The organism is Paraburkholderia sp. PREW-6R (assembly GCF_039621805.1).
Classification (GTDB): Bacteria; Pseudomonadota; Gammaproteobacteria; order Burkholderiales; family Burkholderiaceae; genus Paraburkholderia.
The window spans coordinates 2,683,132-2,708,875 of sequence record NZ_CP155073.1 but is presented as its reverse complement, the minus strand read 5'-3'; the positions used below and the strand labels follow the sequence as shown (position 1 = coordinate 2,708,875).

25 protein-coding genes are annotated in these 25,744 nt (G+C 62.9%); 10 read left to right on the top strand and 15 right to left on the bottom strand.

All coding sequences use genetic code 11. The annotated features are described in order from the left end of the window. Positions 1 to 62: 62 nt before the first annotated feature. Positions 63 to 704 (bottom strand): pyridoxamine 5'-phosphate oxidase, encoded by a 642-nt coding sequence (gene pdxH, locus AAGS40_RS11815; protein WP_345811548.1) that lies wholly within the window; start codon positions 702 to 704, stop codon positions 63 to 65. 224 nt (positions 705 to 928) lie between these two features. Here pdxH and tcdA point away from each other — a divergent pair, with 224 nt between their 5' ends. Then, complete coding sequence (gene tcdA / locus AAGS40_RS11810; RefSeq protein WP_345814387.1) at positions 929 to 1,786, top strand: tRNA cyclic N6-threonylcarbamoyladenosine(37) synthase TcdA; 858 nt, start codon at positions 929 to 931, stop codon at positions 1,784 to 1,786. A gap of 121 nt (positions 1,787 to 1,907) precedes the next feature. Here the strand turns inward: tcdA and trxA are convergent, their stop codons facing one another. Next, positions 1,908 to 2,756 (bottom strand): thioredoxin, encoded by an 849-nt coding sequence (gene trxA / locus AAGS40_RS11805; protein WP_345811547.1) that lies wholly within the window; start codon positions 2,754 to 2,756, stop codon positions 1,908 to 1,910. Positions 2,757 to 2,837: 81 nt separating this feature from the next. Then, complete coding sequence (locus AAGS40_RS11800; RefSeq protein WP_345811546.1) at positions 2,838 to 3,713, bottom strand: pirin family protein; 876 nt, start codon at positions 3,711 to 3,713, stop codon at positions 2,838 to 2,840. A gap of 237 nt (positions 3,714 to 3,950) precedes the next feature. Here AAGS40_RS11800 and AAGS40_RS11795 point away from each other — a divergent pair, with 237 nt between their 5' ends. Continuing rightward, positions 3,951 to 4,832: an EamA family transporter gene (locus AAGS40_RS11795; RefSeq protein WP_345811545.1), complete on the top strand. Its 882-nt coding sequence runs from the start codon at positions 3,951 to 3,953 to the stop codon at positions 4,830 to 4,832. Between the two features lie 105 nt (positions 4,833 to 4,937). Here the strand turns inward: AAGS40_RS11795 and AAGS40_RS11790 are convergent, their stop codons facing one another. Next, a complete protein-coding gene (locus AAGS40_RS11790) occupies positions 4,938 to 6,545 on the bottom strand; it encodes an N-acetylmuramoyl-L-alanine amidase (RefSeq protein WP_345811544.1) in 1,608 nt (535 codons plus the stop codon). Continuing rightward, positions 6,527 to 7,099 (bottom strand): tRNA (adenosine(37)-N6)-threonylcarbamoyltransferase complex ATPase subunit type 1 TsaE, encoded by a 573-nt coding sequence (gene tsaE, locus AAGS40_RS11785; protein ID WP_345811542.1) that lies wholly within the window; start codon positions 7,097 to 7,099, stop codon positions 6,527 to 6,529. Before tsaE ends, AAGS40_RS11790 begins: the two co-directional genes overlap by 19 nt. A 17-nt stretch (positions 7,100 to 7,116) precedes the next feature. Between tsaE and queG the strand changes: the two genes are divergently transcribed. Together queG and xerD are read left to right on the top strand one after the other, a co-directional pair. Beyond that, positions 7,117 to 8,373 carry a tRNA epoxyqueuosine(34) reductase QueG gene (gene queG, locus AAGS40_RS11780; RefSeq protein ID WP_345811540.1) on the top strand — a complete coding sequence of 419 codons (1,257 nt, stop codon included), beginning with the start codon at positions 7,117 to 7,119 and terminating at the stop codon, positions 8,371 to 8,373. Positions 8,374 to 8,465: 92 nt separating this feature from the next. Further along, positions 8,466 to 9,401 carry a site-specific tyrosine recombinase XerD gene (xerD, locus tag AAGS40_RS11775; protein WP_345811539.1) on the top strand — a complete coding sequence of 312 codons (936 nt, stop codon included), beginning with the start codon at positions 8,466 to 8,468 and terminating at the stop codon, positions 9,399 to 9,401. A gap of 25 nt (positions 9,402 to 9,426) precedes the next feature. Here xerD and AAGS40_RS11770 read toward each other — a convergent pair whose 3' ends face one another. Continuing rightward, the gene (locus AAGS40_RS11770; protein WP_345811538.1) at positions 9,427 to 10,989 is read right to left on the bottom strand and encodes an AMP-binding protein; all 1,563 of its coding nucleotides are present in this window, start codon (positions 10,987 to 10,989) and stop codon (positions 9,427 to 9,429) included. Positions 10,990 to 11,129: 140 nt separating this feature from the next. Between AAGS40_RS11770 and ybaK the strand changes: the two genes are divergently transcribed. Both ybaK and plsY read left to right on the top strand, forming a co-directional pair. Beyond that, the gene (gene ybaK / locus AAGS40_RS11765; protein WP_345811536.1) at positions 11,130 to 11,621 is read left to right on the top strand and encodes a Cys-tRNA(Pro) deacylase; all 492 of its coding nucleotides are present in this window, start codon (positions 11,130 to 11,132) and stop codon (positions 11,619 to 11,621) included. Positions 11,622 to 11,734: 113 nt separating this feature from the next. Beyond that, positions 11,735 to 12,376 carry a glycerol-3-phosphate 1-O-acyltransferase PlsY gene (plsY, locus tag AAGS40_RS11760; protein WP_345811534.1) on the top strand — a complete coding sequence of 214 codons (642 nt, stop codon included), beginning with the start codon at positions 11,735 to 11,737 and terminating at the stop codon, positions 12,374 to 12,376. 61 nt (positions 12,377 to 12,437) lie between these two features. On the opposite strand, the gene AAGS40_RS11755 is transcribed toward plsY, so the two are convergent. Further along, positions 12,438 to 12,923, bottom strand: a complete 486-nt coding sequence (locus tag AAGS40_RS11755; RefSeq protein ID WP_007180572.1) for a YajQ family cyclic di-GMP-binding protein — start codon at positions 12,921 to 12,923, stop codon at positions 12,438 to 12,440. A 227-nt stretch (positions 12,924 to 13,150) separates the two neighbouring features. On the opposite strand from AAGS40_RS11755, the gene murB reads away from it, so the two are divergent. Next, a complete protein-coding gene (gene murB, locus AAGS40_RS11750) occupies positions 13,151 to 14,191 on the top strand; it encodes a UDP-N-acetylmuramate dehydrogenase (RefSeq protein WP_345811530.1) in 1,041 nt (346 codons plus the stop codon). 200 nt (positions 14,192 to 14,391) lie between these two features. Here the strand turns inward: murB and AAGS40_RS11745 are convergent, their stop codons facing one another. Next, positions 14,392 to 15,618 (bottom strand): argininosuccinate synthase, encoded by a 1,227-nt coding sequence (locus tag AAGS40_RS11745; RefSeq protein ID WP_345811528.1) that lies wholly within the window; start codon positions 15,616 to 15,618, stop codon positions 14,392 to 14,394. Between the two features lie 248 nt (positions 15,619 to 15,866). After that, complete coding sequence (gene argF, locus AAGS40_RS11740; protein ID WP_345811526.1) at positions 15,867 to 16,796, bottom strand: ornithine carbamoyltransferase; 930 nt, start codon at positions 16,794 to 16,796, stop codon at positions 15,867 to 15,869. A 434-nt stretch (positions 16,797 to 17,230) separates the two neighbouring features. Between argF and AAGS40_RS11735 the strand changes: the two genes are divergently transcribed. Next, the gene (locus AAGS40_RS11735; protein ID WP_345811524.1) at positions 17,231 to 17,575 is read left to right on the top strand and encodes a DUF3579 domain-containing protein; all 345 of its coding nucleotides are present in this window, start codon (positions 17,231 to 17,233) and stop codon (positions 17,573 to 17,575) included. 265 nt (positions 17,576 to 17,840) lie between these two features. On the opposite strand, the gene rpsT is transcribed toward AAGS40_RS11735, so the two are convergent. Continuing rightward, a complete protein-coding gene (gene rpsT / locus AAGS40_RS11730) occupies positions 17,841 to 18,119 on the bottom strand; it encodes a 30S ribosomal protein S20 (protein ID WP_345811522.1) in 279 nt (92 codons plus the stop codon). Positions 18,120 to 18,767: 648 nt separating this feature from the next. Here rpsT and murJ point away from each other — a divergent pair. Continuing rightward, on the top strand, positions 18,768 to 20,318 hold the full coding sequence (gene murJ, locus AAGS40_RS11725; RefSeq protein ID WP_345811520.1) for a murein biosynthesis integral membrane protein MurJ: 1,551 nt from the start codon (positions 18,768 to 18,770) through the stop codon (positions 20,316 to 20,318). A 5-nt stretch (positions 20,319 to 20,323) separates the two neighbouring features. After that, positions 20,324 to 21,166: a SirB1 family protein gene (locus AAGS40_RS11720; protein WP_345811519.1), complete on the top strand. Its 843-nt coding sequence runs from the start codon at positions 20,324 to 20,326 to the stop codon at positions 21,164 to 21,166. A gap of 99 nt (positions 21,167 to 21,265) precedes the next feature. Here AAGS40_RS11720 and AAGS40_RS11715 read toward each other — a convergent pair whose 3' ends face one another. The 5 genes from AAGS40_RS11715 to lpxK all read right to left on the bottom strand — a co-directional run bounded on the left by AAGS40_RS11715 (position 21,266) and on the right by lpxK (position 25,435). After that, complete coding sequence (locus tag AAGS40_RS11715) at positions 21,266 to 22,024, bottom strand: 3-hydroxyacyl-CoA dehydrogenase (protein ID WP_345811518.1); 759 nt, start codon at positions 22,022 to 22,024, stop codon at positions 21,266 to 21,268. 265 nt (positions 22,025 to 22,289) lie between these two features. Beyond that, positions 22,290 to 22,955, bottom strand: a complete 666-nt coding sequence (gene adk / locus AAGS40_RS11710) for an adenylate kinase (protein WP_345811517.1) — start codon at positions 22,953 to 22,955, stop codon at positions 22,290 to 22,292. A gap of 211 nt (positions 22,956 to 23,166) precedes the next feature. Beyond that, positions 23,167 to 23,967: a 3-deoxy-manno-octulosonate cytidylyltransferase gene (gene kdsB / locus AAGS40_RS11705; RefSeq protein ID WP_345811516.1), complete on the bottom strand. Its 801-nt coding sequence runs from the start codon at positions 23,965 to 23,967 to the stop codon at positions 23,167 to 23,169. A gap of 267 nt (positions 23,968 to 24,234) precedes the next feature. Further along, positions 24,235 to 24,438 carry a Trm112 family protein gene (locus AAGS40_RS11700; RefSeq protein WP_323047947.1) on the bottom strand — a complete coding sequence of 68 codons (204 nt, stop codon included), beginning with the start codon at positions 24,436 to 24,438 and terminating at the stop codon, positions 24,235 to 24,237. After that, on the bottom strand, positions 24,419 to 25,435 hold the full coding sequence (gene lpxK / locus AAGS40_RS11695; protein WP_345811514.1) for a tetraacyldisaccharide 4'-kinase: 1,017 nt from the start codon (positions 25,433 to 25,435) through the stop codon (positions 24,419 to 24,421). The genes AAGS40_RS11700 and lpxK overlap by 20 nt, the downstream gene beginning before the upstream one ends. Between the last annotated feature and the right edge of the window lie 309 nt (positions 25,436 to 25,744).

The window sequence follows — 25,744 nt, the reverse complement described above, 5'->3', positions numbered from 1 at the left end:
GACACGATCCGGCCGCCGCGCGCTGCTGCATTGGCGGCGCGCGTTCGGCGTTTTATTCAGATTCAAGGCGAAAGGCGGGAGATTTGCCAGGCGCTGTTTTCGCTTGAACGCGTGTAGAGCAAACGGTCGTGCAGACGCGACGGCCGGCCCTGCCAGAACTCGATTGCTTCGGGCACCAAACGATAGCCGCCCCAATGCGGTGGACGCGGCGGATGATCGCCGTACTGCAGGCTCATTTCGCGTTCGCGTGTTTCGAGCTGCGAACGGCTTTCAATCACCTGACTCTGATTCGACGCCCACGCGCCGATCCGCGAGCCGAGCGGACGCGACGCGAAGTACGCGTCGCTTTCCTCGCTGCTCGTCTTCACGATGCGGCCTTCCACACGTACTTGCCGTTCGAGTTCGATCCAGTAAAACAGAAGGCTCGCGTAAGGATTGGCCGCCAGTTCACGGCCTTTGCGGCTTTCGTAATTAGTGAAGAACGCGAACCCGCGCTCGTCGACGCCCTTGATCAGGACGATGCGTGCCGACGGCCGCCCGCGCGAATCGACCGTGGCGAGCGTCATTGCATTCGGTTCGGGCAGTTTGGCGTCGACCGCCTGTGCGAACCATGCGTCGAACTGACGGAACGGATCGCGATCTATGTCGGTAACGTCCAAAGAACCTAGCGAATAGTTTTTTCGAAGTTCGGCGAGTGAGGTCATGTTCTTATGCAAACGCTACAGTCCATTCAGTATAGCTAAGGCGTAATTTTTTTGCGCGCGGCCCGGTCATGGCCACGCGCCGCACTTCACGCCTGCCGGCGCTTTCGCGGCACGCCCTTGTTGTTCACCGCTGCAATGCGAAGCGGGACGTTCAGGCAAAATACGGGCTGCGCAACCTCGCGCGAAACCTTCTGCTTTGCCTGTCTTCCACGAGCCCCGCCATGATGTCCAGCACGACCGCGCAAACCGATCTTACTACCAGCCTCGACGGGAGTGAAACCGCCGATCGCGCGCGCCGCTTCGGCGGAATCGCCCGCCTGTACGGCGCGCCGGCGCTCGCCGCGTTTGAAGGCGCGCACGTCGCGGTAATCGGTATCGGCGGAGTCGGCTCATGGGTGGCCGAAGCGCTCGCACGCAGCGCGGTCGGCACGCTGACGCTGATCGATCTCGATAACGTCGCCGAAAGCAATACGAACCGGCAGATTCACGCGCTCGACGGCAATTACGGAAAGCCCAAAGTCGAGGCGATGGCCGAGCGCATCGCCGCGATCAATCCATACTGTGACGTGCGGCTGATCGAAGACTTCGTCGAGCCGGACAATTTCGAGGCGACGCTGGGCGCAGGCTTCGACTACGTGATCGACGCGATCGACAGCGTACGGACCAAGACCGCGCTGATCGCCTGGTGCGTGGAAAAGAAACAGCCGTTGATCACGGTCGGCGGGGCGGGCGGCCAGCTCGATCCCACCCGCATTCGCATCGACGATCTGGCGCTGACCATTCAGGATCCGCTGCTATCCAAGGTGCGTGGCCAGTTACGCAAACAGCACGGTTTTCCGCGCGGGCCGAAGGCGAAATTCAAGGTGGCCGCCGTCTATTCCGACGAGCCGCTGATCTATCCGGAGGCTGCCGTCTGCGATATCGATGACGAAGCAGAGCACGTCACGACGTCGCCGGGACACACGGGGCCGATCGGTTTGAACTGTGCGGGATTCGGTTCGAGCGTGTGCGTGACAGCGAGCTTCGGTTTCGCGGCGGCCGCGCACGTGTTGCGAGCACTGGCAAGACAGGCGGCGGGATGAGGACAGAAGGCGCATCAGCGCATGCACCTCAACAATGAAAAAAGGCGCGGCTTGCATGCCGCGCCTTTGCTGGTCCGTACGCTGGCACAAAGATTCTTGACTACGACGTTGGCTGCACCGCTCAATACAGCGCCGCGCTCAACTTGCGCCGCCACTGCGCAACGAGTTCCGGCTGATGCGCGGCCAGATCGAACACCGACAACATGGTCTTGCGCCCAATGTCGTCGCGGAACGTGCGGTCGCGCTGCACGATCGCCAGCAGGTGTTCGAGCGCGCCCGCGTATTTGCGGTGCGCAATGAGTGCGCTGGCCAGATCAAAGCGTGCTTCGAGGTCGTCGGGACTGGCGGCGACCTTTGCCTCCAGCGCGTCGGTGGGCGGCAGATCTGCGGCTGCATCCACGGCGTCGAGCCGCGTCTTGATCGCGTTAAAACGCGCATCGATGCCTTGCGTGGTTTTCGGCGACAGCAGATCGACCTCGTTACGTGCCTCGTCGATACGGTTGTCTTCGAGCAGCATTTCGATGCGGTCCATGCGCGCTTCGTCGAAACCCGGGTCGTACGCGAGCGCGGCCTGCAGCGCGTCGTACGCATCTTCACGGCGGCCTTCGTCCAGCGCGGCGTGCGCTTCGAGTCGGGCTGCGTCCGCGCCTTGCGGCACCAGACGCTCAATGAATTCGCGCAGTTGCCCTTCCGGCAACACGCCGACGAACTGATCGACCGGCCGGCCGTCGGCAAACGCCATGACGTGCGGAATGCTGCGCACCTGGAAGTGAGCGGCCAATTCCTGGTTCTCGTCGACATTCACCTTGACCAGCTTCCATTTGCCGGCGGCTTCGGCTTCGAGCTTTTCGAGCATCGGGCCTAGCGTCTTGCACGGGCCGCACCAGGGCGCCCAGAAATCGACCAGCACAGGGGCCAGTGTCGACGCCGCGATGACGTCCTGTTCAAATGTGGCCAGCGTGGTGTCCATTGCGTCCTCGTCGATAAAAACGGTTTGCAGCTTAATTGGGGCCGAACGCGGCGGAATCAATACGGCGCGCGTTGGGTGGCGTCATTTCCGTACCGGCAGCGGAATCCATTCGGTTTCGCCAGGCACATGGCCCATTTCCTGATTCGCCCACGCTAGCTTGGCCGCTTCGATTTTTTCGCGCGAACTGGCGACAAAATTCCATTCGATAAAACGCTCGCCGTCGAGCTTCTCGCCGCCGAGCAGCATCGCGCGCGCGCCGTGCGTGCTCGCGAGCGTGACCGTTTCGTCGAGCGCGAGCACGGCCATCTGACCGACTTCGAGCGGTGTGCCGTCGATTTCCAGATCGCCGTCCACCAGATAGACGCCGCGTTCCTCATGCTCGGGTTCGAGCGCGAAGGCGCCGCCCGGCTCGAACTGCGCGGCGACATACAGCGTGCCGGAAAAAGTGACGACCGGCGAAGTTTCGCCGAACGCGGTGCCCGCTATCACACGCAGCGTCACGCCGTTCCGCTCGACGACCGGCAACGTCTGCGCCTCATGATGCGCGAACGACGGCTCGACGTCCTCGTCCTCCAGCGGCAGCGCGACCCACGTCTGAATGCCATGCATGTTCAGACCGCCCGCGCGGTCTTCGGCAGGCGTACGTTCGGAGTGAACGATCCCGCGCCCGGCCGTCATCCAGTTGACGTCGCCTGGGAGGATCTTCTGCTCCGAGCCGAGGCTGTCGCGATGCATGATCGCGCCGTCGAACAGGTACGTGACGGTGGCAAGGCCGATATGCGGGTGCGGACGCACGTCGAGGCCCACGCCCGGGTCGAGCCGTGCGGGGCCCATGTGGTCGAAGAAAATGAACGGCCCGACCAGACGCGCGGCCATGGCCGGCAGCACGCGCCGCACGGTGAGAGTGCCGACGTCGCGCAGATGCGGCGTGAGGACTGCTTTGATCGAGGATGACATGGGCAGACTCGCCAGGAGGAGAGTGGGTAAATGCGTTTAATGGACGATTCTACTGCGGTTGACGTCGTGACCGCAGCGAGGTTCTGCAATCATGAGCAGGCGGGGCGCGGGGTCCGTCATGCCGTGTTGCATCGCGAGCGCAGGAGGCTGGCTGAACGGCTGGCTACGCAATGACGCACTTCAACCCGCTATCGCGTCCGGTAAACTGCCGGATCCAACAATCAGAGGGGGACCGGCATGTCGCCGAGGGATCTTTTGCTCGCGCTGGTGGTTGTCGTGGCGTGGGGCGTCAATTTCGTCGTGATCAAGGTGGGCTTGCATGGCGTGCCGCCGATGCTGCTCGGCGCGTTACGTTTCACGCTCGCGGCGGTGCCGGCTGTGTTTTTCGTCAAACGTCCGCGCATGCGTTGGCGCTGGCTGCTAGCGTACGGCGCGACGATTTCATTCGGGCAATTCGTTTTCCTGTTTTCGGCCATGTACGTCGGCATGCCGGCGGGTCTCGCGTCGCTCGTGCTGCAGGCGCAGGCGTTTTTTACGCTGGTGTTCGCGGCGCTTTTTCTGCGTGAAGGTTTCCGCGTGCCGAATGTGATCGGTCTGCTGATCGCAGCGGGCGGCCTCGCCGTGATCGGTCTGCAGGGCGGCCACGCGATGACGCTTGCCGGTTTCGCGCTCACGTTATGCGCCGCGTGCTCATGGGCGCTCGGCAACATCGTGACGAAGAAGATCGGCCAGGTTGACCTGGTCGGGCTGGTGGTGTGGGGAAGCCTGATTCCGCCGCTGCCGTTTTTCGCGCTGTCTTATGCGTTCGAGGGACCGCAGCGGATCGTCGCGGCGCTCTCCGGCATCAGCGCCATGTCGATCTTCGCAATCGTCTATCTGGCGTTCATCGCTACCTTGCTCGGCTACGGACTCTGGAGCCGTCTGCTGTCGCGCTATCCCGCGAGTCAGGTCGCGCCGTTCTCGTTGCTGGTGCCGATCGTCGGCCTCGCATCCGCATCGCTGTTTCTCAATGAGAGCCTGTCTGCCGCGCAGATCGCAGGCGCAGCGCTGGTCATGGCCGGGCTCGCCGTCAATGTATTCGGCGGACGGGTCCTGCAGCGATTCGTGCCGGCGCGTTAAACGCCGCGTGGGCCGAGCCGTGGGCCGAAGCCTGATTTGCGTGCGCAACGAAAAAACGGCCGCATCGAGCGGCCGTCATTCGTGGTGTCATCGCAGCGTGGTGCGTCAGGTCATGCGGTTCTTCGCGAGCGGCGGGTTGGCGGCGAAGTAGCGCTTGATGCCGGTCATGATCGCGTCGGCCATCTTGTCGCGATACGCGTCGTCGTTCAGGCGGCGTTCTTCGTCCGGGTTACTGATGAAGGCCGTTTCCACGAGGATCGACGGAATGTCCGGCGCTTTGAGCACGGCAAACCCGGCCTGCTCGACCGACCCCTTGTGCAACTTGTTGATGCCGCCAATTTCCTTCAGCACGAAGTTGCCGTAACGCATTGAATCGCGAATCTGCGCGGTGGTCGACATGTCGAACAGCGCGCGGTTCACCGCGGCGTCGTCGGATTTGATGTTGATGCCGCCAATCTGATCCGACGAGTTTTCCTTGTTCGCCATCCAGCGCGCCGCGGCGCTCGACGCGCCATGCTCCGACAGCGCGAACACCGACGAGCCCTTTGCCTCCGGCGTGGTGAACGCGTCCGCGTGGATCGACACGAACAGATCCGCCCCGACGCGACGCGCTTTCTGCACGCGTACGTTGAGCGGCACGAAGAAGTCGGCGTCGCGTGTCATCATCGCGCGCATGTTCGGCTGTCCGTCGATCTTCGCGCGCAGCTTCTTCGCGATGTCCAATGCGACGTGTTTTTCATAGGTGCCCGAACCGCCGATTGCGCCTGGATCTTCACCGCCATGACCCGGGTCGATTGCAACCGTCAACAGACGCACGGTGTTGCTCTTGCCGGATTTAGGCGTGGTGAACGCGTACGTGTCGTCGTTGTCGCCATCGCCGAGGTTCGCGCTGCCGTGGCTGCCGCTCGTGGCGCCTTTGTTGCGGGCAATCGCGGTGGGCGGCGCGACCGGCACCGAAGGCGCGCCGGGCCGGCCGGCAATGGGCGGCATTGGAGCCGGCACCGGTGACGGCGTGAGATGCGTGGGCGGATGCGGCACGCCCGACGTGCTCCCGCCCGCGCTGCCGGCGCCGCCGTTCTGCGCATAACGTTCGAAGAAGGCCTCGCTGTTGTCGGCGGCTGGCGGCGTGGTGCCGGGGCCGCTGAGTGTGGCCGGCGGCGCGGCGTTCTGGTCGAGAGTCTGCTGCTTGCGCTCGCTTTGCGCGAGCAGATCCATCAGCGGATCGGGCGCAACGGCGGGGTACAGGTCGAACACCAGACGGTATTTGTACGCGCCGACCGGCGGCAACGCGAAGACCTGTGGCTTCACCGAACCTTTCAGATCGAACACCATGCGCACGACATGCGGCTGATACTGGCCAACGCGCACCGACTGGATCTGCGGATCGTTTGGCGTGATCTTCGACACCAGGTCTTTCAGTTCCTGGTCGAGGTCGAGGCCACTGAGATCTACGACCAGGCGGTCCGGACCTTGCAGCAGTTGCTGCGCGTTCTGCAACGGCTGATCCGATTCGATCGTCACGCGCGTGTAGTCGCGCGCCGGCCACACGCGCACGCCGAGCACGGAGCTTGCCCTTGCGAGACGCGGCGCGACGAGTCCGAGCACGAGGGTGGACGCGCCCGCCCGCAGAATCTGCCGGCGCCGCCAGTTATGCGTTGCGGTAGCCGCTGATTCGATCGAGCGGAACGGTTTGATCAACATCTTTCGAGACATGCCTTTCCTGATTCGCTGTATGCCCGTGCGACGAGCACGCGTGCGTCGTTCCCGCTGTCGAGATCGAGTGAGAAGACGAGATCCGGTATGCCGAGAAGGCGCCCCGCGCGTTGCGGCCATTCGACGAGGCAGATGGCGCCGCTGTCGAAATACTCGCGAAAGCCCGCGTCGGCCCATTCGGCCGGATCGGTGAATCTGTACAGATCGAAGTGATAGAGCGCGAGTTCCCCAGCGGGCCGCGCGAGCGTATAAGGTTCGACGAGTGTATAAGTGGGACTGCGCACGCGGCCTGTATGGCCGAGGCCGCGCAACGTGGCGCGTACCAGTGTGGTTTTGCCGGCGCCGAGATCGCCGACGAGTTGGACCTGCAGCCCATAAAAAGCCCTGTCGCCATGAGCATCGGGCGTGTCGAGCCGGGCTTCACGCACACTGTCGATCGCCTTCGCGAAGCGCTCGCCGAACGCGTTGGTGGCGGCTTCGTCTGCGAGCGCGAAGGTGCGTTCGAGCAGGACGTTGGCGGCCGGTGGAACGGCGAGATCGGAATTGGCAGGCATTCTCGTAAAATGGCGTGATGAACCGAAGTCCGGAGTCCCCAGTGTCCCGCACGCCCGAGCCGATCGACGCGATCGACGCCATCGACGACGTGCGTGCCGAGCGTCATTTCGATGAAGCGGCGCTGAACACGCTCGCGCTCAACATCAAAACGTGGGGCCGTGAACTGGGTTTCGGAGCGATCGGCATTAGCGACACCGATCTCTACGCTGCCGAAGCGCCGCTTGCAGCCTGGCTGGAAGCGGGGTGCCACGGCGAGATGGATTATATGGCGAAACACGGCATGAAACGCGCGCGCCCGGCAGAGCTCGTTGCCGGCACGCGACGTGTGATCACTGCGCGCATCGCCTATTTGCCCGCCGAGACGTCAAGCGCGAACGCACATGGACGCACATCTCCAGGCGCTCCGCTTGCGCAGGACTGGCGTGCGGCCGAGCATGCGCGCCTCGCGGACCCCGCGGCCGCGGTCGTGTCGATTTACGCGCGAGGTCGCGACTATCACAAGGTGATGCGTAACCGTCTGCAACATCTCGCTGAAAAAATCGAGGCGGAGATCGGCTCGTTTGGCTACCGCGTATTTACCGATTCCGCACCGGTGCTCGAAGTCGAACTGGCGCAGAAGGCGGGCATCGGCTGGCGCGGCAAGCACACGCTGTTACTGCAACGCGACGCCGGTTCGCTGTTCTTTCTCGGCGAAATTTATGTCGATGTGCCATTGCCGACCGACGCCGAGACTGTACCCGAAGCCGCGCCGGAAACACCGGGCGCGCATTGCGGCAGTTGCACACGCTGCATTGGCGCGTGCCCGACCGGCGCGATCGTCGCGCCTTATAAGGTCGACGCGCGTCTATGCATTTCGTATCTGACGATCGAACTGAAGGGCAGCATTCCGCGCGACATGCGGCCGTTGATCGGCAATCGCGTGTACGGGTGCGATGATTGCCAGCTCGTGTGTCCGTGGAACAAGTTCGCGCAGGCCGCGCCCGTCGCGGATTTCGATGTGCGGCATGGACTCGATCGGGCGACGCTCGTCGAACTGTTTGCATGGAGCGCGGCGGATTTCGACACGCGCATGCAAGGCAGCGCAATTCGCCGGATCGGCTACGAAAGCTGGCTGCGCAATCTCGCGGTGGGAATGGGCAACGCGCTGCGCTCGCCGTCCGGCAGTCTCGGCGCAAGCGCGCGCGAGGCGATCGTGCTCGCGCTTCGAGCGCGTGCGCAGGACGCTTCCTCCGTCGTGCGCGAGCATGTGGAATGGGCGTTGGAAGCGGCGTAAAGTAGCGGCTTGCCGGAACTCGCGCCGGGTTCCCGGAAGGCACAGGTCCGGCGAACGAAAGCGCAGCAAGAATGCAGGAGCATCCTTTACGCATGAGCGATACCCTCGCCGACGACGCAAGCGTCGCATCTCCTCTCTATCTGGCAAGCTCGGCCTCGATCGACGCATTCTGCGACGCGTTGTGGCTCGAACACGGCCTGTCACGCAACACGCTCGACGCGTACCGCCGCGATCTGCGTCTGTTCGCTGAATGGCTCGTGCAGTCGCGCCATGCGTCGCTCGACACCGTCAGCGAGGCTGATCTCAATGCGTATAGCGCGGCGCGGCGCAACGACAAATCGACGTCGGCGAACCGGCGCCTCTCCGTGTTCCGGCGCTACTACGGCTGGGCCGTGCGCGAGCATCGCACGCAGGTCGATCCCACCGTGCGCATCCGCTCGGCGAAACAGCCGCCCCGTTTTCCGTCCACGCTCACCGAAGCGCAGGTCGAAGCGCTGCTCGGCGCACCCGATGTCGGCACGGCGTTGGGCCTGCGCGATCGCACGATGCTGGAGTTGATGTACGCGAGCGGTTTGCGCGTGACCGAACTCGTCACGCTCAAAACAGTGGAAGTGGGCCTGAACGAAGGCGTGGTGCGTGTGATGGGTAAGGGCTCGAAGGAACGGCTGATTCCGTTCGGCGAAGAAGCGCACGGCTGGATCGAGCGTTATCTGCGCGAAGCGCGGCCCGCGTTGCTCGGCGCACGCGCCACCGACGCGCTCTTCGTGACGAACCGTGCGGAAGGCATGACGCGTCAGCAGTTCTGGAACATCATCAAACGTCATGCGGTGGCGGCAGGCGTCCACGCGCCGCTGTCGCCGCATACGCTGCGACATGCGTTCGCGACACACCTGCTCAACCACGGCGCCGACCTGCGCGTCGTGCAACTGTTGCTCGGCCACACGGATATATCGACGACGCAAATCTACACGCACGTGGCCCGCGAGCGCTTGAAGTCGCTGCACGCCATGCATCATCCGCGCGGTTGATGAGCCTGCTTGTACAACGCGCGCCTCACAGGTGAGCGCGCAACTGATGCTTGAGAATCTTGCCGGTTGACGCGGCCGGCAGCGCCGCGAGCACCTTGACCTCGGCGGGGCGCTTGTATGGCGCGAGCCGCTCGCCGCACCATTGAATCAGCTCGGCGGGCGTCACCGCGGCGCCTGCGATCAGTTCGACGAACGCGACCACTTCCTCGTTGCCCTCGACCGCGCGCCCAATCACCGCCGACTGCACCACTTGCGGATGCGCATTCAGCGCGTGCTCGACCTCAGCCGGATAGACGTTAAAACCCGACCGGATGATCAACTCCTTGCTGCGCCCGACGATATGCAGCGCGCCGTCCGCGTCCTCGCGCGCCAGATCGCCGGTCTTGAGCCAGCCGTCTTCGGTGACGGCGGCGCGCGTCTGCTCCGGGTTGCGGTAGTAGCCGAGCATCACGTTGGGTCCGCGTACCCACAACTCGCCGATCTCGCCGCGGGCGGCATCCACGCCATTTGTGCCGACGAAGCGCGCCTCGACGCCCGGAATGATCTCGCCCACCGAGCAGTCCGCGCGCGGCGCGTCGAGCATGGTATGCGCGACGGTCGGGCTGCTTTCAGTCATGCCGTAACCGTTGTGCAGCGGCAGGCCGTAAATGGCTTCGGCTCTGGCTTTCAAGGCGGCGTCGAGCGGCGAGCCGCCTGAATAGGCAAAGCGCAACTGCGGTGCGGCCCATGCGTGGCCGTGTATCTGCAGATGTTCGAGCAGCCTCGCGTGCATGGCCGGGACACCCTGGAAGATCGACACGCGTTCCTCGGCCAGTGCGCGGCGCACGGCTTCGGGCGAGAAGCGCGGCGCGAGCCGCAAAGTGGCGCCGGCGTGCAGACTGCCGAGACACACGGACGCGAACCCGTACACATGAGAGATGGGCAGCACCGCGTACACGACATCTTCCGGGCCGACTTTGCGCAACCGGCTGGAGACAGCGGCGATAAAGAGCAGGTTGCGGTGCGACAGCATGACGCCCTTCGGCGCGCCAGTCGTACCCGTGGTGTAAATGAGCGCGGCGCATTGGCGCTCGCCGGCGGCCTCGACCGGCTCCGCCTGTACGGTCTGGTCGACGGCGTAGGACCATGCGCCGATGTCCGGCGTGAGCGCGGGCGCGGCTTGCGCGTGATGGCGCGCGGCATGCAGTGCCGCGTCGGCGGAGCTCTCCACCACATAGGCGACCACGCGCGGCTGCGCATGAGCGCGGATCGAATCCAGTTCGGCCGCCGAAAGACGCGCGTTCGACACTAGCGCCCACGCATCGAGTTTCGCGGCGGCGAACAGCAGCACGATCTGCGCGATGCTATTTTCCGCGACGATCATCACGCGATCGCCGCCGCGCACGCCCCAGGCGCGCAGAAGTTCGGCGACGGCATCGACAGCGTGCAGCAGTTGCGCGCTGGTCAGACGGCGCGCGTCTTCGATCAACAGGACATGATGCGGATTCCGCGCGGCGGCGAGTATGGGGATGTCGGCGATACGCGCCGGCAGCCCGGCGAGCAGCGCCGTGATATCGAGCGCGGAGCGGGGCGCGGATTCGTGGCTCAACAGTGTCTCCTGACTTGAACTCGGTGTTGGACGTACGGTGCGCCGGGAATATGTCGAACGATCGTGCCACAACGGTCCAGCTCGCACAATTGGCCGTTCGGCAAATAGCCGTTGTGCAAACTCGCCATTACAATGCGCCGATGAGCAAATCCAGACACGTGTCCGAAACGCCCGCCACGCAGTTTTTGCGGCGTCACGGCGTTACCTTCGGCGAGCATCCTTACGACTATGTCGAGCACGGCGGCACAGCCGAATCCGCACGCCAGCTCGGCGTGGATGAACATCATGTCGTGAAGACGCTGGTCATGGAAGACGAACATGCGAAGCCGCTGATCGTGCTGATGCACGGGGACCGCACGGTCAGCACGAAGAATCTCGCGCGGCAGATCGGCGCAAAACGCGTGGAGCCATGCAAACCCGAAGTGGCGAGCCGGCATTCCGGCTACCTGATCGGCGGTACGTCGCCGTTCGGCACACGCAAGCAGATGCCGGTGTACGTGGAGTCGAGCATCCTGGAGATGGACACAATCTGGTTGAACGGCGGGCGGCGCGGTTTTCTCGTCAGCATCGCACCGAAGGTCCTGACCGAACTGCTGGCGGCTCGGGCGGTGCAGTGCGCCAGCGTCGATTGACGTTTGCCTGAATGTTTTCCGGGCCTTCGGGTTCGGTAGAATACGCGCCGCTTCAATCCCTGCTGCGGTCGAGTATCGAGTTTTCAGACCGCCTATCTTAGAAGAGTCCCGAGATGCAAAACCTGATCGTCGCTGTTGTTGCCTACCTGATCGGCTCGGTGTCGTTCGCCGTGATCGTGAGCGCCGCGATGGGGTTGGACGACCCGCGCTCATACGGCTCCGGCAATCCCGGCGCCACTAACGTGCTGCGCAGCGGCAGCAAGAAGGCCGCGATTCTCACGCTGCTCGGCGATGCGTTCAAAGGCTGGCTGCCCGTGTGGTTCATCGTGCAGTACGGTACGCGCTATGGACTCGACGACACGTCGGTCGCGGTTGCGTCGATCGCCGTGTTTCTCGGCCATCTGTATCCGGTGTTCTTTCGCTTCAAGGGCGGCAAGGGCGTGGCAACGGCGGCGGGCGTGCTGCTCGCGATCAATCCGATTCTCGGTATTGCCACGCTGCTGACCTGGCTGATCGTCGCATTCTTCACGCGCTATTCGTCGCTGGCGGCACTCGCGGCGGCAGTGTTTGCACCGCTTTTCGACGGCTTCCTGTTCGGGCCGCACATGATTGCGCTCGCCATTGTCGTGATGAGTTCACTGCTCGTGTGGCGTCATCGCGGCAACATCAACAAGTTGATGCGCGGGCAGGAAAGCCGTATTGGCGACAAGAAAAAGGCGCAGGCGGCAGCGAATGCCGCAGCCAACGATCGTTGATGCCTTGCTTGTCTTATTGGCGCGGCGCTTTGGCGGGTCAATAAGACAAGACACTTGCTGATCAGTCGCGGAAGTTGTTGAAGTCGAGCGGCGTGTCCGTCACGTCCTTGCGCAGCATGGCAATCACGCTTTGCAGATCGTCGCGTTTGCCGCCGGTAATGCGCACGGCGTCACCCTGAATGCTTGCCTGCACCTTGATCTTACTGTCCTTTACAAGGCGCACGATTTTTTTCGACAGATCGCCCGAGACGCCCTTCTTGATCTTGATGACCTGCTTGACCTTGTCGCCGCCGATCTTCTCGATCTTGCCGTAGTCGAGAAAGCGCACGTCCACGTTGCGTTTGGCCATCTTCGACAGCAGTACATCCTTGACCTGGCCGAGTTTGAAATCGTCGTCCGCATAGGCCGTGATTTCGTTTTCCTTATGCTCGACGCGCGCGTCCGACCCCTTGAAGTCGAAGCGGGTGGAAATTTCCTTGTTGGACTGTTCGATCGCGTTCTTCACTTCGATCATGTTCGCTTCGCAGACGACGTCAAACGATGGCATTGCTTTCTCCCAATGGTGCTGCGGTGCGTGATGCGGCCGGTCGGCTGCTCACGGGGCACTCGCTATAATCACGGACCGGACGTCATTTTACCGACGCCACTCCCTTTTGCCCAAGGCCGCCGCGCATCGTTGCGGGGAAACGGGCGGGGCGCCGGTCCGTGGTCGCGTCCGTGTGCGCCGATTCGTCTCCATACGCCTCTATTCGCGGTAGCTCCGTTTCCATTCCGATGTCCCACACCCATTCTGCCGGGTTCATTGCCGGCTATTCACTGAAGGCGCATAACACCTTCGGCTTCGACGTTCGTGCACAGTTCGCGTGCCAAATCGAGCACGAAGCACAACTGATGGCGGCCGTGCGCGATCCGCGCGCGGCGGGTCTGCAACGGCTCGTGCTCGGCGGCGGCAGCAATGTCGTGCTGACCGGCGACTTCGCGGGGCTGGTGTTGCTGGTCGCGCTGCGCGGCCGTCGCGTGGTGCGCGAGGACGACGCGGCCTGGTACGTCGAGGCGGCGGCCGGCGAGCCGTGGCACGAGTTTGTTGCGTGGACGCTGTCGCAAGGGTTGCCCGGGCTGGAAAATCTCGCGCTGATTCCCGGCACGGTCGGCGCGGCGCCGATCCAGAATATTGGCGCATACGGGCTGGAAATGGGCGAGCGGTTTGCGTCCCTGCGCGCGGTGGAGCTGGCAACGGGCGCGGTGCACGAATTCGGCGCGGATGCCTGCCGCTTCGGCTATCGCGACAGCTTTTTCAAGCGGGAAGGACGTGACCGGTTTGTGATTACGTCAGTCACGTTCCGCCTGCCGAAGAACTGGCAGCCGCGCGCAGGGTACGCGGATCTTGCACGCGAGCTTGCGGCACGCGGCGGCCCGCAAGGCGCGCTCGACGCGCAGGCCATATTCGATGCCGTCGTTGCTGTGCGGCGTGCAAAGTTGCCCGATCCGCTGCAGCTTGGCAACGCGGGCAGCTTTTTCAAAAATCCGGTGATCGACGCGGCGCAGTTCGACGCGCTGAAGGTCAGGGAGCCCGAGCTGGTGTCGTATGCGCAGCCGGATGGCCGCGTGAAGCTCGCGGCGGGCTGGCTGATCGACCGCTGCGGCTGGAAGGGCCGGGCGCTCGGGGCGGCGGCGGTGCATGAACGGCAGGCGCTGGTGCTCGTGAATCGCGGCGGCGCGACTGGCGTCGATGTGCTGGCCCTGGCGAGCGCTATTCAGCAGGATGTGCTGGCGCGGTTTGGCGTGGAGCTGGAAGCGGAGCCGGTGTGCTTGTGAGGGCCTGATTTGCGGCCAATGGCTTGCTGGTGTGTGGTTCCGTTGAGTTATCGGTCCGTTTGGTGTCGGCTGAATTGAAAAAGGCGCCGGGAGGTGTCTCCTGGCGCCTTTTTTCATGCTCACGCGTCTGGCGTAAGTTGGCTCGGCTCTAACGGACGATTTCGCTCAGGCGAGACCAGCCCTCACCGGAACGCCGATCGTCAGTTGCGCTGACGGCGGGCGTTCTCGGCAATGCGCATGCGCAGCGCATTCAGCTTGATGAAGCCGCCAGCGTCCGCCTGGTTGTATGCGCCGCCGTCGTCGTCGAACGTGGCAATGGTCTTGTCGAACAACGTTTCCTTCGAATCGCGCGCGACCACCGACACGCTGCCCTTGTACAGCTTCACCCGCACCCAGCCATTGACCTTTTCCTGCGTATGGTCGATCAACACCTGGATCGCGCGACGCTCCGGGCTCCACCAGTAGCCGTTATAAATCAGCGAAGCGTAACGAGCCATCAGATCGTCTTTCAGGTGAGCGACTTCACGGTCGAGCGTGATCGACTCGATGCCACGGTGAGCCTTCAGCATGATCGTGCCGCCCGGCGTTTCATAGCAGCCGCGCGACTTCATGCCCACGTAACGGTTTTCCACCAGATCCAGACGTCCAATGCCGTGCTTGCCGCCCAGACGGTTCAGCTCGGTCAGCATGTCAGCAGCCGACAGACGCTTGCCGTTGATCGCAACCGGATCGCCGTGTTCGTATTCGATGTCGAGGTACTCCGGCTGGTCCGGCGCGTCTTCCGGCGCGACCGTCCAACGCCACATGTCGGCTTCGGCTTCGGCCTTCGGGTCTTCCAGGTGACGGCCTTCGAACGAGATGTGCAGCAGGTTCGCGTCCATTGAATACGGCGCGCCGCCTTGCTTGTGCTTCATCTCAATCGGGATGCCGGCTTTTTCCGCGTACGCAAGCAGCTTTTCGCGCGACAGCAGGTCCCATTCGCGCCACGGTGCGATCACCTTGATGCCCGGTTCCAGCGCGTAGTAGCCGAGTTCGAAGCGAACCTGGTCGTTGCCCTTGCCGGTTGCGCCGTGCGACACCGCCTGCGCGCCGCTCGCGCGGGCAATCTCGATCTGACGCTTGGCGATCAGCGGACGCGCGATCGACGTGCCCAGCAGGTACTCGCCTTCGTAAATCGTGTTGGCGCGAAACATCGGGAACACGAAGTCACGCACGAACTCTTCGCGCAGATCCTCGATAAAGATGTTTTCCTGCTTGATGCCGAGTTGCAACGCTTTCTTGCGCGCCGGTTCCAGCTCTTCGCCCTGGCCGATGTCGGCCGTGAACGTGACGACTTCGGCGTCGTAGTTGTCCTGCAACCACTTCAGGATGACGGAGGTGTCGAGGCCGCCGGAATAGGCGAGCACGACTTTCTTGATATCGCTCATGGTGAACTCGTAGCTGGAGAAAGCGGGAAAACAAGGCGCGCCGGCGGTCCCGGAGCGCGGAAAGTCACTATTTTGACACTAAACTGCCCGCCGTCCGCGATTTTGGGACAGTGTGGTGGTGCAGCCGGAAACCTCGATATTCTGGCCGCCCGCCTGACGCGTGGCGCAAAACGTGGATGCCTTGCCTCGTATTCAAGGCCCCGTCGCGCTTCACGCAGAGGCTGCTCGCATGCCGACTCACGGCGTGCTCAGTGGTTGAGCTTGCCGAGCAGCAGGTATTCCATCAAGGCTTTTTGCACGTGCAGGCGGTTCTCCGCCTCGTCCCACACGACGCTTTGCGGACCGTCGATCACTTCTGCGCTGACTTCCTCACCACGGTGGGCGGGCAGGCAGTGCATGAAGAGCGCGTCTGAGTTTGCGCGCGCCATCATTTCCGCGTCGACACACCAGTCGGCAAAGGCTGCCTTGCGGGCTTCGTTCTCAGCCTCGAAGCCCATGCTCGTCCATACGTCTGTGGTGACGAGATCGGCGCCGGTGCAGGCTTCGTTCGGGTCGTCGAATTCATCGTAGAACGGCGCGCTCTCCGCGGCCACCATTGCACGGTCGAGCTTGTAGCCCGGCGGCGTGGACAGGCGCAACCTGAAGCCGAGAATCTGCGCGGCTTCGATCCATGTGTACAGCATGTTATTGGCGTCGCCAACCCACGCGACCGTCTTGCCGCGAATCGGGCCGCGATGCTCGAAGTAAGTGAAGATGTCCGCCAGCACCTGGCACGGGTGGTATTCGTTGGTCAGGCCGTTGATCACCGGCACGCGGGAATTTTCGGCGAAGCGCTGAATGATGTCTTGGCCGAACGTACGGATCATGATGATGTCGACCATGCGCGAGATGACCTGCGCGGCGTCTTCGATCGGCTCGCCGCGGCCAAGCTGCGTGTCGCGCGTGCTCATGAAGACGGCATGGCCGCCCAGCTGGAAAATGCCGGCTTCAAACGACAGACGCGTGCGCGTGGAATTCTTCTCGAAGATCATCGCGAGCGTGCGATCGTGCAGCGGATGATAAGTCTCGTAGTTCTTGAACTTGCGTTTCAGAATGCGCGCGCGCTCCAGCACGTACTCGTAGTCTTCCAGCGAGAAATCCTTGAACTGCAGGTAGTGGCGAATTTTCTTGGCGGTCATGAAACAAATACGGCGGACTCACCCGGCACGATTGCCGGACGGCGCCGCCGTCGTTTGTGGTAACTCAGTGCAGCATAAAGGATTTCGCCACGTTTGACGAGTCAGCCAAATGGTCGGGGAAAGCCGTATGAAAGGCGTGCGCGGACTCGGGAACACGCTTGTGTGCGCTGCGGAAACAGGTCCGCTGCGCTATAATCTGGCGGTTATCCCTAAGCCCAGCAGGCCGGTATTCTGCTCGCGGCACACGGTTCGCACGGTTCCGGAAAAGCGCGTACGGTCCTGCGTCGCGAAGCGCGCCGTCGTGGCGCGGCGGCCCGTTGCGGTGCGCAGCGCGCGGTGTTTGTCAGCAGGCTTTCAATACAGTGCGCCGTGTGTTCAGGCATTTCAGCACCGCTTGCCGCCATCTCGCTGGGCAGTCACACAGGTATTCCTACATGGCCGAAGCAGCTCCAACCGAATATTTCATTCAGGGCATCACGTCGACGGGAAAAAAGTTTCGGCCGAGCGACTGGTCGGAGCGTCTTGCCGGCGTCATGGCGGGTTTTGGTCCCGGTGCGCGCAAGGGACCGAACGCCTATATGCAATACTCGTTGTATGTGCGTCCTACCATGATTGGCGACCTCAAATGCGTCATTCTCGATTCGCGATTACGCGACATCGAGCCAATGGCGTTCGACTTCGTGCTGAACTTTGCGAAAGACAATGATCTGGTCGTCACCGAGGCGTGCGAATTGCAACTCGAACATGCAACGCCGCTGGCGAAGCGGCACATTATCTAGCTGGACAGCGTTTATTGAAGGCTAGGGCGGCTCAAAGCAAAAAACCCGCGGAAGCGGGTTTTTTTTGTACCTTTGTTTTGGAAACGCAGCCTTGGCCGGAATGCAAAGGCAGCGCCGACGCCTACTTGCAGTGGAGCTTTCTGGCCAATGCCGCGCGTTTCGTGCGTTAGCGGAAAAATGGCGCGCCAAGCAAAAAAGCCCGCCGAAGCGGGCCTTTCTGTGCAGCGGAAACAGGAGGTAGCCCACCGAAGCGGGCCGACCGGAATTACTGGGCTGCGGGCGCTTGCAGACCCTTGACGGCTGCAGCGAGACGGCTCTTATGACGAGCTGCCTTGTTTTTGTGAACGATCTTCTTGTCGGCGATGATGTCGATGGTCTTCGACGATGCCTGGAAGATTTCAGCGGCCTTAGCCTTGTCGCCTGCGTCGATTGCCTTGCGGACAGCCTTGATAGCCGTGCGGAACTTCGAGCGCAGTGCCGAGTTGTGCGAGTTTGCCTTGGCGGCCTGGCGGGCGCGCTTGCGTGCTTGTGCGGAGTTAGCCATGACGGTTCCTTATCCTGTTCCTGTTTCCAGTACCTGACCTTCAAATGGTGAGGTGCTGCTTTTAGATCCGAACTCTTGGAAGCGATTGCCCAAGAGCGCAAAAAGTGTCGAATGAATCGATCGAACTACGTGAACGCAACCGCGTTCGGTGTGCCGCGAAGTGTGTTTGCGGCCGGCAAGCGCTTGATGATGCCTTAACGCTGCTATCAAACTGCGCGCCTACGACCAGCAGCAGTGCCCTTCCGAACGTTGAGCGAGCTTCGAAACCGGCGATTATAGCAACAAAATCAGGCACGTGGCAACGGGTAATCGGACGCCCTGCGCGGCGCCGGCAGCGGCTCGGGGGGGCGGTCCGGTTGCCTGCGCGTTCGCGTGGGCGTCGCGGCATGCGCGCGTCCTGTCTGCGGCAGGCGAGCGTCTCGAATTTTTTGCCTGCGCTCGGCGGGCCGAATCGAGTCGTCTCACATCCCGGGATGTCATTCGCCGAGGCAACGCGAAGAGTCACGCGACAACACGCGTCAAAACCGCGAGACACGATCAAAAACCGCGAAGATGCAAACACCGCTGCGAACGTCTTCGCGGTAAATCGGTCCGAATCGCGTCTTGGCTCGTCGTCCGCACTTGCGGCACCCGTATAATCAACGCCCCATGAATCTATTCCGAGCCCTGCTGACGGTCAGCGGCTTCACGCTGCTGTCCCGCGTGACCGGACTGGCCCGAGAAACGCTGATCGCACGCGCGTTCGGCGCCAGTCAATACACTGACGCGTTTTACGTCGCCTTCCGCATTCCCAATCTGCTGCGCCGTATTTCCGCCGAAGGCGCTTTCTCGCAGGCTTTCGTGCCGATCCTCGCGGAGTTCAAGAACCACCAAGGCCACGACGCGACCAAGGCGCTGGTCGACGCCACCTCGACGGTGCTCGCCTGGGCGCTGGCCGTGCTGTCGGTCATTGGCGTGCTGGGCGCGTCGGGTGTGGTCTTCGTCGTCGCGTCCGGGCTTGCGCACGAAGGGCAGGCCTACGCGCTCGCGGTCGCGATGACGCGCATCATGTTCCCGTACATCATTTTCATTTCGCTGACGTCGCTGGCGTCGGGCGTGCTGAATACGTACAAGAACTTCTCGCTGCCGGCTTTCGCGCCTGTCCTACTGAACGTCGCGTTCATCGCTGCCGCGGTGTTCGTCGCGCCGCACCTGCAAACGCCGGTCTACGCGCTCGCGTGGGCGGTGATTGCGGGCGGCGTGCTGCAGTTCGTCGTGCAGCTACCCGGCCTCAAGAAGATCGACATGATTCCGCGCGTCGGGTGGAATCCGGTGAAGGCACTCGCGCATCGTGGCGTCAAACGCGTGCTGTCGAAGATGCTGCCGGCCATGTTCGCCGTGTCGGTCGCGCAGATCAGTCTGATCATCAACACCAATATCGCGTCGCATATTGGCCCGGGCGCCGTGTCGTGGATCAACTACGCGGACCGGTTGATGGAATTTCCCACGGCGCTGCTCGGCGTCGCGCTCGGCACGATCCTGTTGCCGAGTCTTTCGAAGGCGCACGTCGACGCCGATCCGCACGAGTATTCCTCCCTGCTCGACTGGGGGCTGCGCGTCACATTCCTGCTGGCCGCGCCAAGCGCCGTCGCATTGTTCTTTTTTGCCGAGCCGCTCACGGCGACGCTGTTCCATTACGGCAAGTTCGACGGCAACTCGGTCGTCATGGTGGCGCGCGCACTGGCGGCATACGGTGTGGGCCTGATCGGTCTGATCCTGATCAAGATTCTCGCGCCCGGTTTCTACGCGAAGCAGGACATTAAAACGCCGGTGAAAATCGGCATCGGCGTGCTGATTCTGACGCAGCTGAGCAACTATGTATTCGTGCCGATCTTCGCGCATGCCGGTCTGACGCTGAGCGTCGGGCTTGGTGCGTGCGGCAACGCGCTGCTGCTATTCCTCGGTTTGCGCAAACGCGGCATTTACATGCCATCCAATGGCTGGCTCAGATTCTTCGTGCAGTTGCTTGGCGCGTGCCTCGTGCTGGCGGGTGTGATGCACTGGCTCGCCATCAGCTTCGACTGGATCGGCATGCATAACCGGCCGGTCGATCGCATGGTGTTGCTCGCAGCGTGCCTCGTTCTGTTCGCCGCGCTATATTTCGGTATGCTTTGGCTGATGGGCTTCAAATACGCGTATTTCAAAAGGCGAGTGAAGTGATCACGATGACGCGAGTTCTCGACTATTTCAGCACGCTCGTGGCCGAAGACGAGAGTCTTCCGCTGACCGAGGCGGCGCTCTCGCTCGCACAGGACGCTTATCCCGATCTCGATCTGCAGGCTACGCTGGCCGAGATCGACGAACTGGTGGTGCGCCTGCAGCGTCGCATGCCGGAGGACGCCGACATCAGGCAGAAAGTCGGCGTTCTGAACCGGTTTTTCTTTCGCGAGCTGGGCTTTGCCAGCAATCTCAACGATTATTACGATCCGGACAACAGCCACCTGAACGCCGTACTCAAGCGTCGCCGCGGCATTCCGATTTCGCTTGCCGTGCTGTATCTGGAGATGGCCGAGCAGGTCGGCGTACCGGCGCGTGGCGTGTCGTTTCCCGGGCATTTTCTGCTGCGCGTCACGACGCCGGACGGCGATGTGATGCTCGACCCGACGAGCGGACACTCGCTATCCGAGTCGGAGATGGTGGACATGCTGGAGCCCTATGTGGCGTCAGCGGGCGACTCGGTGAGCCGCGCGTTGCGCATGCTATTGCAGCCGGCCACCCGCCGCGAGATCATTGCGCGCATGTTGCGCAATCTGAAGTCCACTTATCTTCAGACGGAACGGTGGCAGCGTTTGCTGGCAGTGCAGCAGCGGCTTGTCATTCTGCTGCCGGACAGTATCGAAGAGGTGCGCGACCGTGGCTTCGCGTACGCGAGGCTCGACTATCTGCGTCCCGCACTCGAAGACCTCGAGCGTTATCTCGGCGACAGGCCGGACGCCGAAGATGCCACCGTGGTGGAATCGCAGTTGCACGAATTACGTCAGCGCACGCAGCATAACGACGGCGACTAGGCGCGCTGCGTCTCGCGCCGCCAGCGTGACGTATGGAACGAACCGCCTGCACATGACGAATGCGCAGGCGTTTTTCATTGCAGCACGCGCGCACGTCGTCTATTTCGGCTGCATCCGGATTGCACCGTCCAGACGGATCACTTCGCCATTGAGCATCGGGTTGTCAAAGATCTGCTTGGCGAGCATCGCGTACTCCACGGGTTTGCCTAGGCGCGGCGGGAACGGGACCATGGCGCCTAGCGCGTCCTGCACTTCCTGCGGCATGCCGAGCAGCATTGGCGTTTCGAAGATGCCCGGCGCGATGGTCATCACGCGGATACCGTTGCGCGACAGATCCCGGGCGATCGGCAGCGTCATGCCGACCACGCCGCCCTTGGAAGCCGCATAGGCCGCCTGGCCGATCTGACCGTCGTAGGCCGCCACCGACGCCGTATTGATGATCACGCCGCGCTCGCCGTATGAATTCGGCTCGTTTTTCGACATGGCCACGGCCGCGAGCCGGATCATGTTGAACGTGCCGATCAGGTTGATCGAGATGGTGCGTGCGAACGAGTCAAGGGGATGCGGGCCGTCCTTGCCGACTGTCTTGACCGCGGGCGCGACGCCCGCGCAATTGACGAGTCCACGCAATGCGCCGAGTCGCGTGGCGGCCTCGACCGCCTGGGTGGCGTCGTCTTCGCGGCTTACATCGCATTTGACGAACACGCCGCCTAATTCTTTGGCGAGCGCTTCGCCGGCATCCTGGTTCAGATCGGCGAGCGCCACTTTGCCGCCATGCTCGACGATGAGGCGTGCGGTTGCGGCACCCAGGCCCGATGCGCCACCGGTGATCAGGAATGCATTGTCACGGATCTCCATGTCTTCTCCTTGGCTACGGTTCGGTAATGTCAGGATCGAATATCTTTTCGATGATTGATTGTAGCGGCTATGCTGCATCGCGGAAAGCGGACCCGATCAGCTGTCTGATGCTTACACCAGGATAGTTGAATACGCGCAAATAGATACGGATAGCTAACTAAAACGTCGTCCCGTTCCTCGGGAAGAGGTGAGCCGTGATCGCGCAAAAAAAACCCGCCAACAGAGGCGGGTTTCCCTTAATGCGATCAAAACGCTATTGCCGTGGCTACTTCAGCGCGTCACATGCACGCGCACGAATTTCTTCGACTGTGCCGAGCCCCGAAATGCGGCGGTATTGCGGCGCCTTCAACGGCGTCGACGGATCGCCGTTCTTCGCCCAGCCGTTGTAGTAATCGATCAGCGGCTTGGTCTGCGCTTCGTACACATCCAGACGCTTGCGGACGGTCTCTTCCTTGTCGTCGTCGCGCTGGATCAGCGGTTCGCCGGTCACGTCGTCGAGACCTTCCACCTTCGGCGGATTGAACTTCACGTGATACGTGCGGCCCGACGCCGCGTGCGAGCGGCGGCCGCTCATGCGCACGATGATCTCGTCGAACGGCACGTCGATCTCCAGTACGTAGTCGATCGCGACGCCTGCCTGCTTCATGGCCTCCGCTTGCGGAATAGTGCGCGGGAAGCCGTCGAACAGATAGCCGTTTGCGCAATCCGGCTGCTGCAAACGTTCCTTCACGAGGTTGATGATCAACTCGTCCGTGACCAGTTCGCCGGCGTCCATGAAACGCTTGGCTTCAATGCCGAGCGGCGTGCCCGCCTTAACGGCGGCGCGCAGCATGTCGCCGGTGGAAATTTGCGGAATGCCGAATTTTTCCTTGATGAAGTTTGCCTGAGTGCCTTTACCCGCGCCGGGTGCACCCAAAAGGATCAACCGCATGTGATATCTCCAGATCTGTGTGAATTCTGTGTTGGCGACATGGCCGTCCCGCGATCAGGCAAGGGACCCGCACCGCTGATGTCGCGTTCTCGCGCTGCACGTCGACCACGACGGCGCTGCAAGATGACGACACGACGACCGGGCAAACCCTGGCCCCCGCCAGTACTGGGAGGCGCGCACAACCGTCCGATTATGCCACGGGTTTTTACGCTCAAGACCCGAATAAAGCCTGTACGCGAGCGAGATCCGCGGGTGTGTCGACGCCAGGCAGCGGCACGTCGTGCGTGACGAGCACCGCGATGCGCTCGCCATGCCACATGGCGCGCAACTGTTCGAGCGCTTCGACCTGTTCGAGCGGCGAGATCGCGAGCGAAGGGTACGTACGCAGAAACTGGGCACGATACGCATACAGGCCGATATGCCGATGAACCACCGCAGGCGCCGTTGGCGCGGGCATGGACGCAACAGCCGGCCAATGCGGCTGGTATGCGTCGCGTGCCCACGGAATCGGCGCGCGCGAGAAGTACATGGCGACACTGCGCGCGTCGAGCACGACCTTGACGACGTTCGGATTGAAAATTTCGGCGGGATCGGTGATCGGATGCGCAGCGGTGGCAATCGCGCAGCCGCTATTTGCCGCGAGGTGCGACGCAACGCCGCACACGAGCGCCGGGTCGATCAGCGGCTCGTCGCCTTGCACGTTCACGACGATCGTGTCGTCACTCCAGCCGAACTGCGCGGCCACTTCCGCGAGACGATCCGTGCCGGACGGATGATCGGCGCGCGTGAGCACCGCTTCGAAACCATGATCGCGCGCGACGTCGAGCACGACCTGTGCGTCCGACGCAATCAGCACCCGCTGCGCGCCCGATTCGCGGGCGCGTTCGGCGACACGCACCACCATCGGCTTTCCGCCGATGTCGGCGAGCGGCTTGTTGGGCAGACGCGTCGAAGCGAGCCGTGCAGGGACGACGGCAACGAAAGGCGGAGTGGAAGCGTTGGCTTGAGTCATCGTAAGCGGGGGCGATGGAAGCGGAAGGATGCGGCCGCTGTCAGCAGGCGGGCGCATACGAAACAGACGGCGCGGAAGTAGTTTGAAGCGAATAGAGGCGCACTAGACAAGCAGAAAGCGCGAGAGCCGCCTTGGCTACAAGTGCGCGTGCCACTTGCCATTGAATAGTCGCCTAGCCCGAGTACACGTTTCGCAATCGTGACGCAAGACGACGCAATCTATGAAACGGCTGCGTTGTCTCGCGCGCGTACCGGGCGTGTAGCCGACTTACGCGACGGAACCCGGATTCAGATCGACCGGCGTGCCTTCGACCGTTTGACGCGCTTCGTCCACCAGCATGACGGGGATGCCGTCGCGGATCGGATAGGCGAGCTTGTCCGCGTTGCAGGTCAGCTCCTGTGCGGCACGGTCATAGCTGAGCGGGCCCTTGCAGATCGGGCAGACGAGAATTTCAAGCAGGCGAGCGTCCACGGACTTTCTCCACAACTAATGCAATGAGGCGATGATCGAGCGCGGCTTCGACCGGAACAACCCAGATGCGCGCGTCGTGCCAGGACCCTAATTTTACCGCATCCTTTTCGGTGATCAGGATCGCGTCGGCGTCGACGTCCGTAAAAGGATTGCGCTCGAACGCGTAGTGATCCGGCAGCGCGCGCGTTGCGGGCGTGAGGCCGGCGGCGCGCAAGGTCGCGAAAAAGCGCTCCGGCGCGCCGATGCCCGCCGCGGCCATCACGCGCTCGCCGCTGAATTGCGCGAGCGGACGGCGCAGCGTGGGATTGTCGAGATGCCACGCGTCGGCGGGCGCGAGTTGCAAAGCGAACGTGTCAGGCCAAGGCGGCAGCGTACGCGCATAGGGATCGTTGATCAGCGTGGCGTCGCGACGGCGCGAAAGCGACTCGCGCAGCGGACCTGCGGGCAACAGGAAGCCGTTACCGCCGAGCCGGTGATCAAACACGACGATCTCGGCGTCTCGTGCGAGGCGGTAGTGCTGGAGGCCGTCGTCGCTCACGATCACGTCGACCTCCGGATGGGCCGCACACAGCGCTTGCGCGGCCGCCACGCGATCCGGGCAGACGCAAACGGGCGCATGCGTGCGCCGCGCGATCAGCAGCGGTTCATCGCCGCCGACACTTGCCGCCGATGCCGGCGTGACGGGCGTCGGCGCTTTCACGCGTGCGCCGTAGCCACGCGACACCACGCCCGGCGTAATGCCCGCTGCGCGCAGCGCTTCGACTAGCGCAATGACGGTCGGCGTCTTGCCCGTGCCGCCAACAGTGACATTGCCGACGACCACCACCGGCACGCCCACGCGCACCGGCTTGAGCCATCCGAGCGAAAAAGCGGCACGGCGCGCGCCGGCAATCGCGCCGAACACACAAGCGAACGGCGTCAACGCCCAAGCGAGCGGACCGCGTTGCTGCCATTCGCGTGCAAGACGCGCTTCGAGACGGTGTTTCAGATCGCTCATTCGTGAATCTTGCGAACGGCGCGCGTGGTGCAGGCCGGGGAAAGCCGTGACGGCGGCGTAAAAGTGCGAGGCGCGCTACGCAAGGCAAGCATCAATGCGGTTCTCCGGAGGTCTGGAGGTGAATCGACAGTAACGGGCTCCAACGGCGCAGAGCATTTGCAGTGTGCCGCGCGACGCGCCGTAAAGCGAGCCGTGGCGGATAAGGCATGCCGACGAACCCGCCACTCTAGCGCGCGTGCGACCCGCCCCGCAAGTCGCTACCTGCCAATTGGGCGCGCAACGTGGTGGCACTGCGCAATGCGCAACCTG

What these genes read in the sequence shown, in the direction of transcription:
- tcdA (WP_345814387.1), top strand. Translation starts at nt 929, where the DNA reads ATGTCCAGCACGACCGCGCAAACCGATCTTACTACCAGCCTCGACGGG.
- argF (WP_345811526.1), bottom strand. Translation starts at nt 16,796, where the DNA reads ATGACCGCCAAGAAAATTCGCCACTACCTGCAGTTCAAGGATTTCTCG.
- AAGS40_RS11800 (WP_345811546.1), bottom strand. Translation starts at nt 3,713, where the DNA reads ATGTCATCCTCGATCAAAGCAGTCCTCACGCCGCATCTGCGCGACGTC.
- AAGS40_RS11795 (WP_345811545.1), top strand. Translation starts at nt 3,951, where the DNA reads ATGTCGCCGAGGGATCTTTTGCTCGCGCTGGTGGTTGTCGTGGCGTGG.
- adk (WP_345811517.1), bottom strand. Translation starts at nt 22,955, where the DNA reads ATGCGGTTGATCCTTTTGGGTGCACCCGGCGCGGGTAAAGGCACTCAG.
- kdsB (WP_345811516.1), bottom strand. Translation starts at nt 23,967, where the DNA reads ATGACTCAAGCCAACGCTTCCACTCCGCCTTTCGTTGCCGTCGTCCCT.
- xerD (WP_345811539.1), top strand. Translation starts at nt 8,466, where the DNA reads ATGAGCGATACCCTCGCCGACGACGCAAGCGTCGCATCTCCTCTCTAT.
- AAGS40_RS11745 (WP_345811528.1), bottom strand. Translation starts at nt 15,618, where the DNA reads ATGAGCGATATCAAGAAAGTCGTGCTCGCCTATTCCGGCGGCCTCGAC.
- AAGS40_RS11715 (WP_345811518.1), bottom strand. Translation starts at nt 22,024, where the DNA reads ATGGAGATCCGTGACAATGCATTCCTGATCACCGGTGGCGCATCGGGC.
- tsaE (WP_345811542.1), bottom strand. Translation starts at nt 7,099, where the DNA reads ATGCCTGCCAATTCCGATCTCGCCGTTCCACCGGCCGCCAACGTCCTG.
- AAGS40_RS11720 (WP_345811519.1), top strand. Translation starts at nt 20,324, where the DNA reads ATGACGCGAGTTCTCGACTATTTCAGCACGCTCGTGGCCGAAGACGAG.
- pdxH (WP_345811548.1), bottom strand. Translation starts at nt 704, where the DNA reads ATGACCTCACTCGCCGAACTTCGAAAAAACTATTCGCTAGGTTCTTTG.
- lpxK (WP_345811514.1), bottom strand. Translation starts at nt 25,435, where the DNA reads ATGAGCGATCTGAAACACCGTCTCGAAGCGCGTCTTGCACGCGAATGG.
- ybaK (WP_345811536.1), top strand. Translation starts at nt 11,130, where the DNA reads ATGAGCAAATCCAGACACGTGTCCGAAACGCCCGCCACGCAGTTTTTG.
- AAGS40_RS11790 (WP_345811544.1), bottom strand. Translation starts at nt 6,545, where the DNA reads ATGTCTCGAAAGATGTTGATCAAACCGTTCCGCTCGATCGAATCAGCG.
- plsY (WP_345811534.1), top strand. Translation starts at nt 11,735, where the DNA reads ATGCAAAACCTGATCGTCGCTGTTGTTGCCTACCTGATCGGCTCGGTG.
- murJ (WP_345811520.1), top strand. Translation starts at nt 18,768, where the DNA reads ATGAATCTATTCCGAGCCCTGCTGACGGTCAGCGGCTTCACGCTGCTG.
- AAGS40_RS11735 (WP_345811524.1), top strand. Translation starts at nt 17,231, where the DNA reads ATGGCCGAAGCAGCTCCAACCGAATATTTCATTCAGGGCATCACGTCG.
- queG (WP_345811540.1), top strand. Translation starts at nt 7,117, where the DNA reads ATGAACCGAAGTCCGGAGTCCCCAGTGTCCCGCACGCCCGAGCCGATC.
- trxA (WP_345811547.1), bottom strand. Translation starts at nt 2,756, where the DNA reads ATGGACACCACGCTGGCCACATTTGAACAGGACGTCATCGCGGCGTCG.
- rpsT (WP_345811522.1), bottom strand. Translation starts at nt 18,119, where the DNA reads ATGGCTAACTCCGCACAAGCACGCAAGCGCGCCCGCCAGGCCGCCAAG.
- AAGS40_RS11755 (WP_007180572.1), bottom strand. Translation starts at nt 12,923, where the DNA reads ATGCCATCGTTTGACGTCGTCTGCGAAGCGAACATGATCGAAGTGAAG.
- murB (WP_345811530.1), top strand. Translation starts at nt 13,151, where the DNA reads ATGTCCCACACCCATTCTGCCGGGTTCATTGCCGGCTATTCACTGAAG.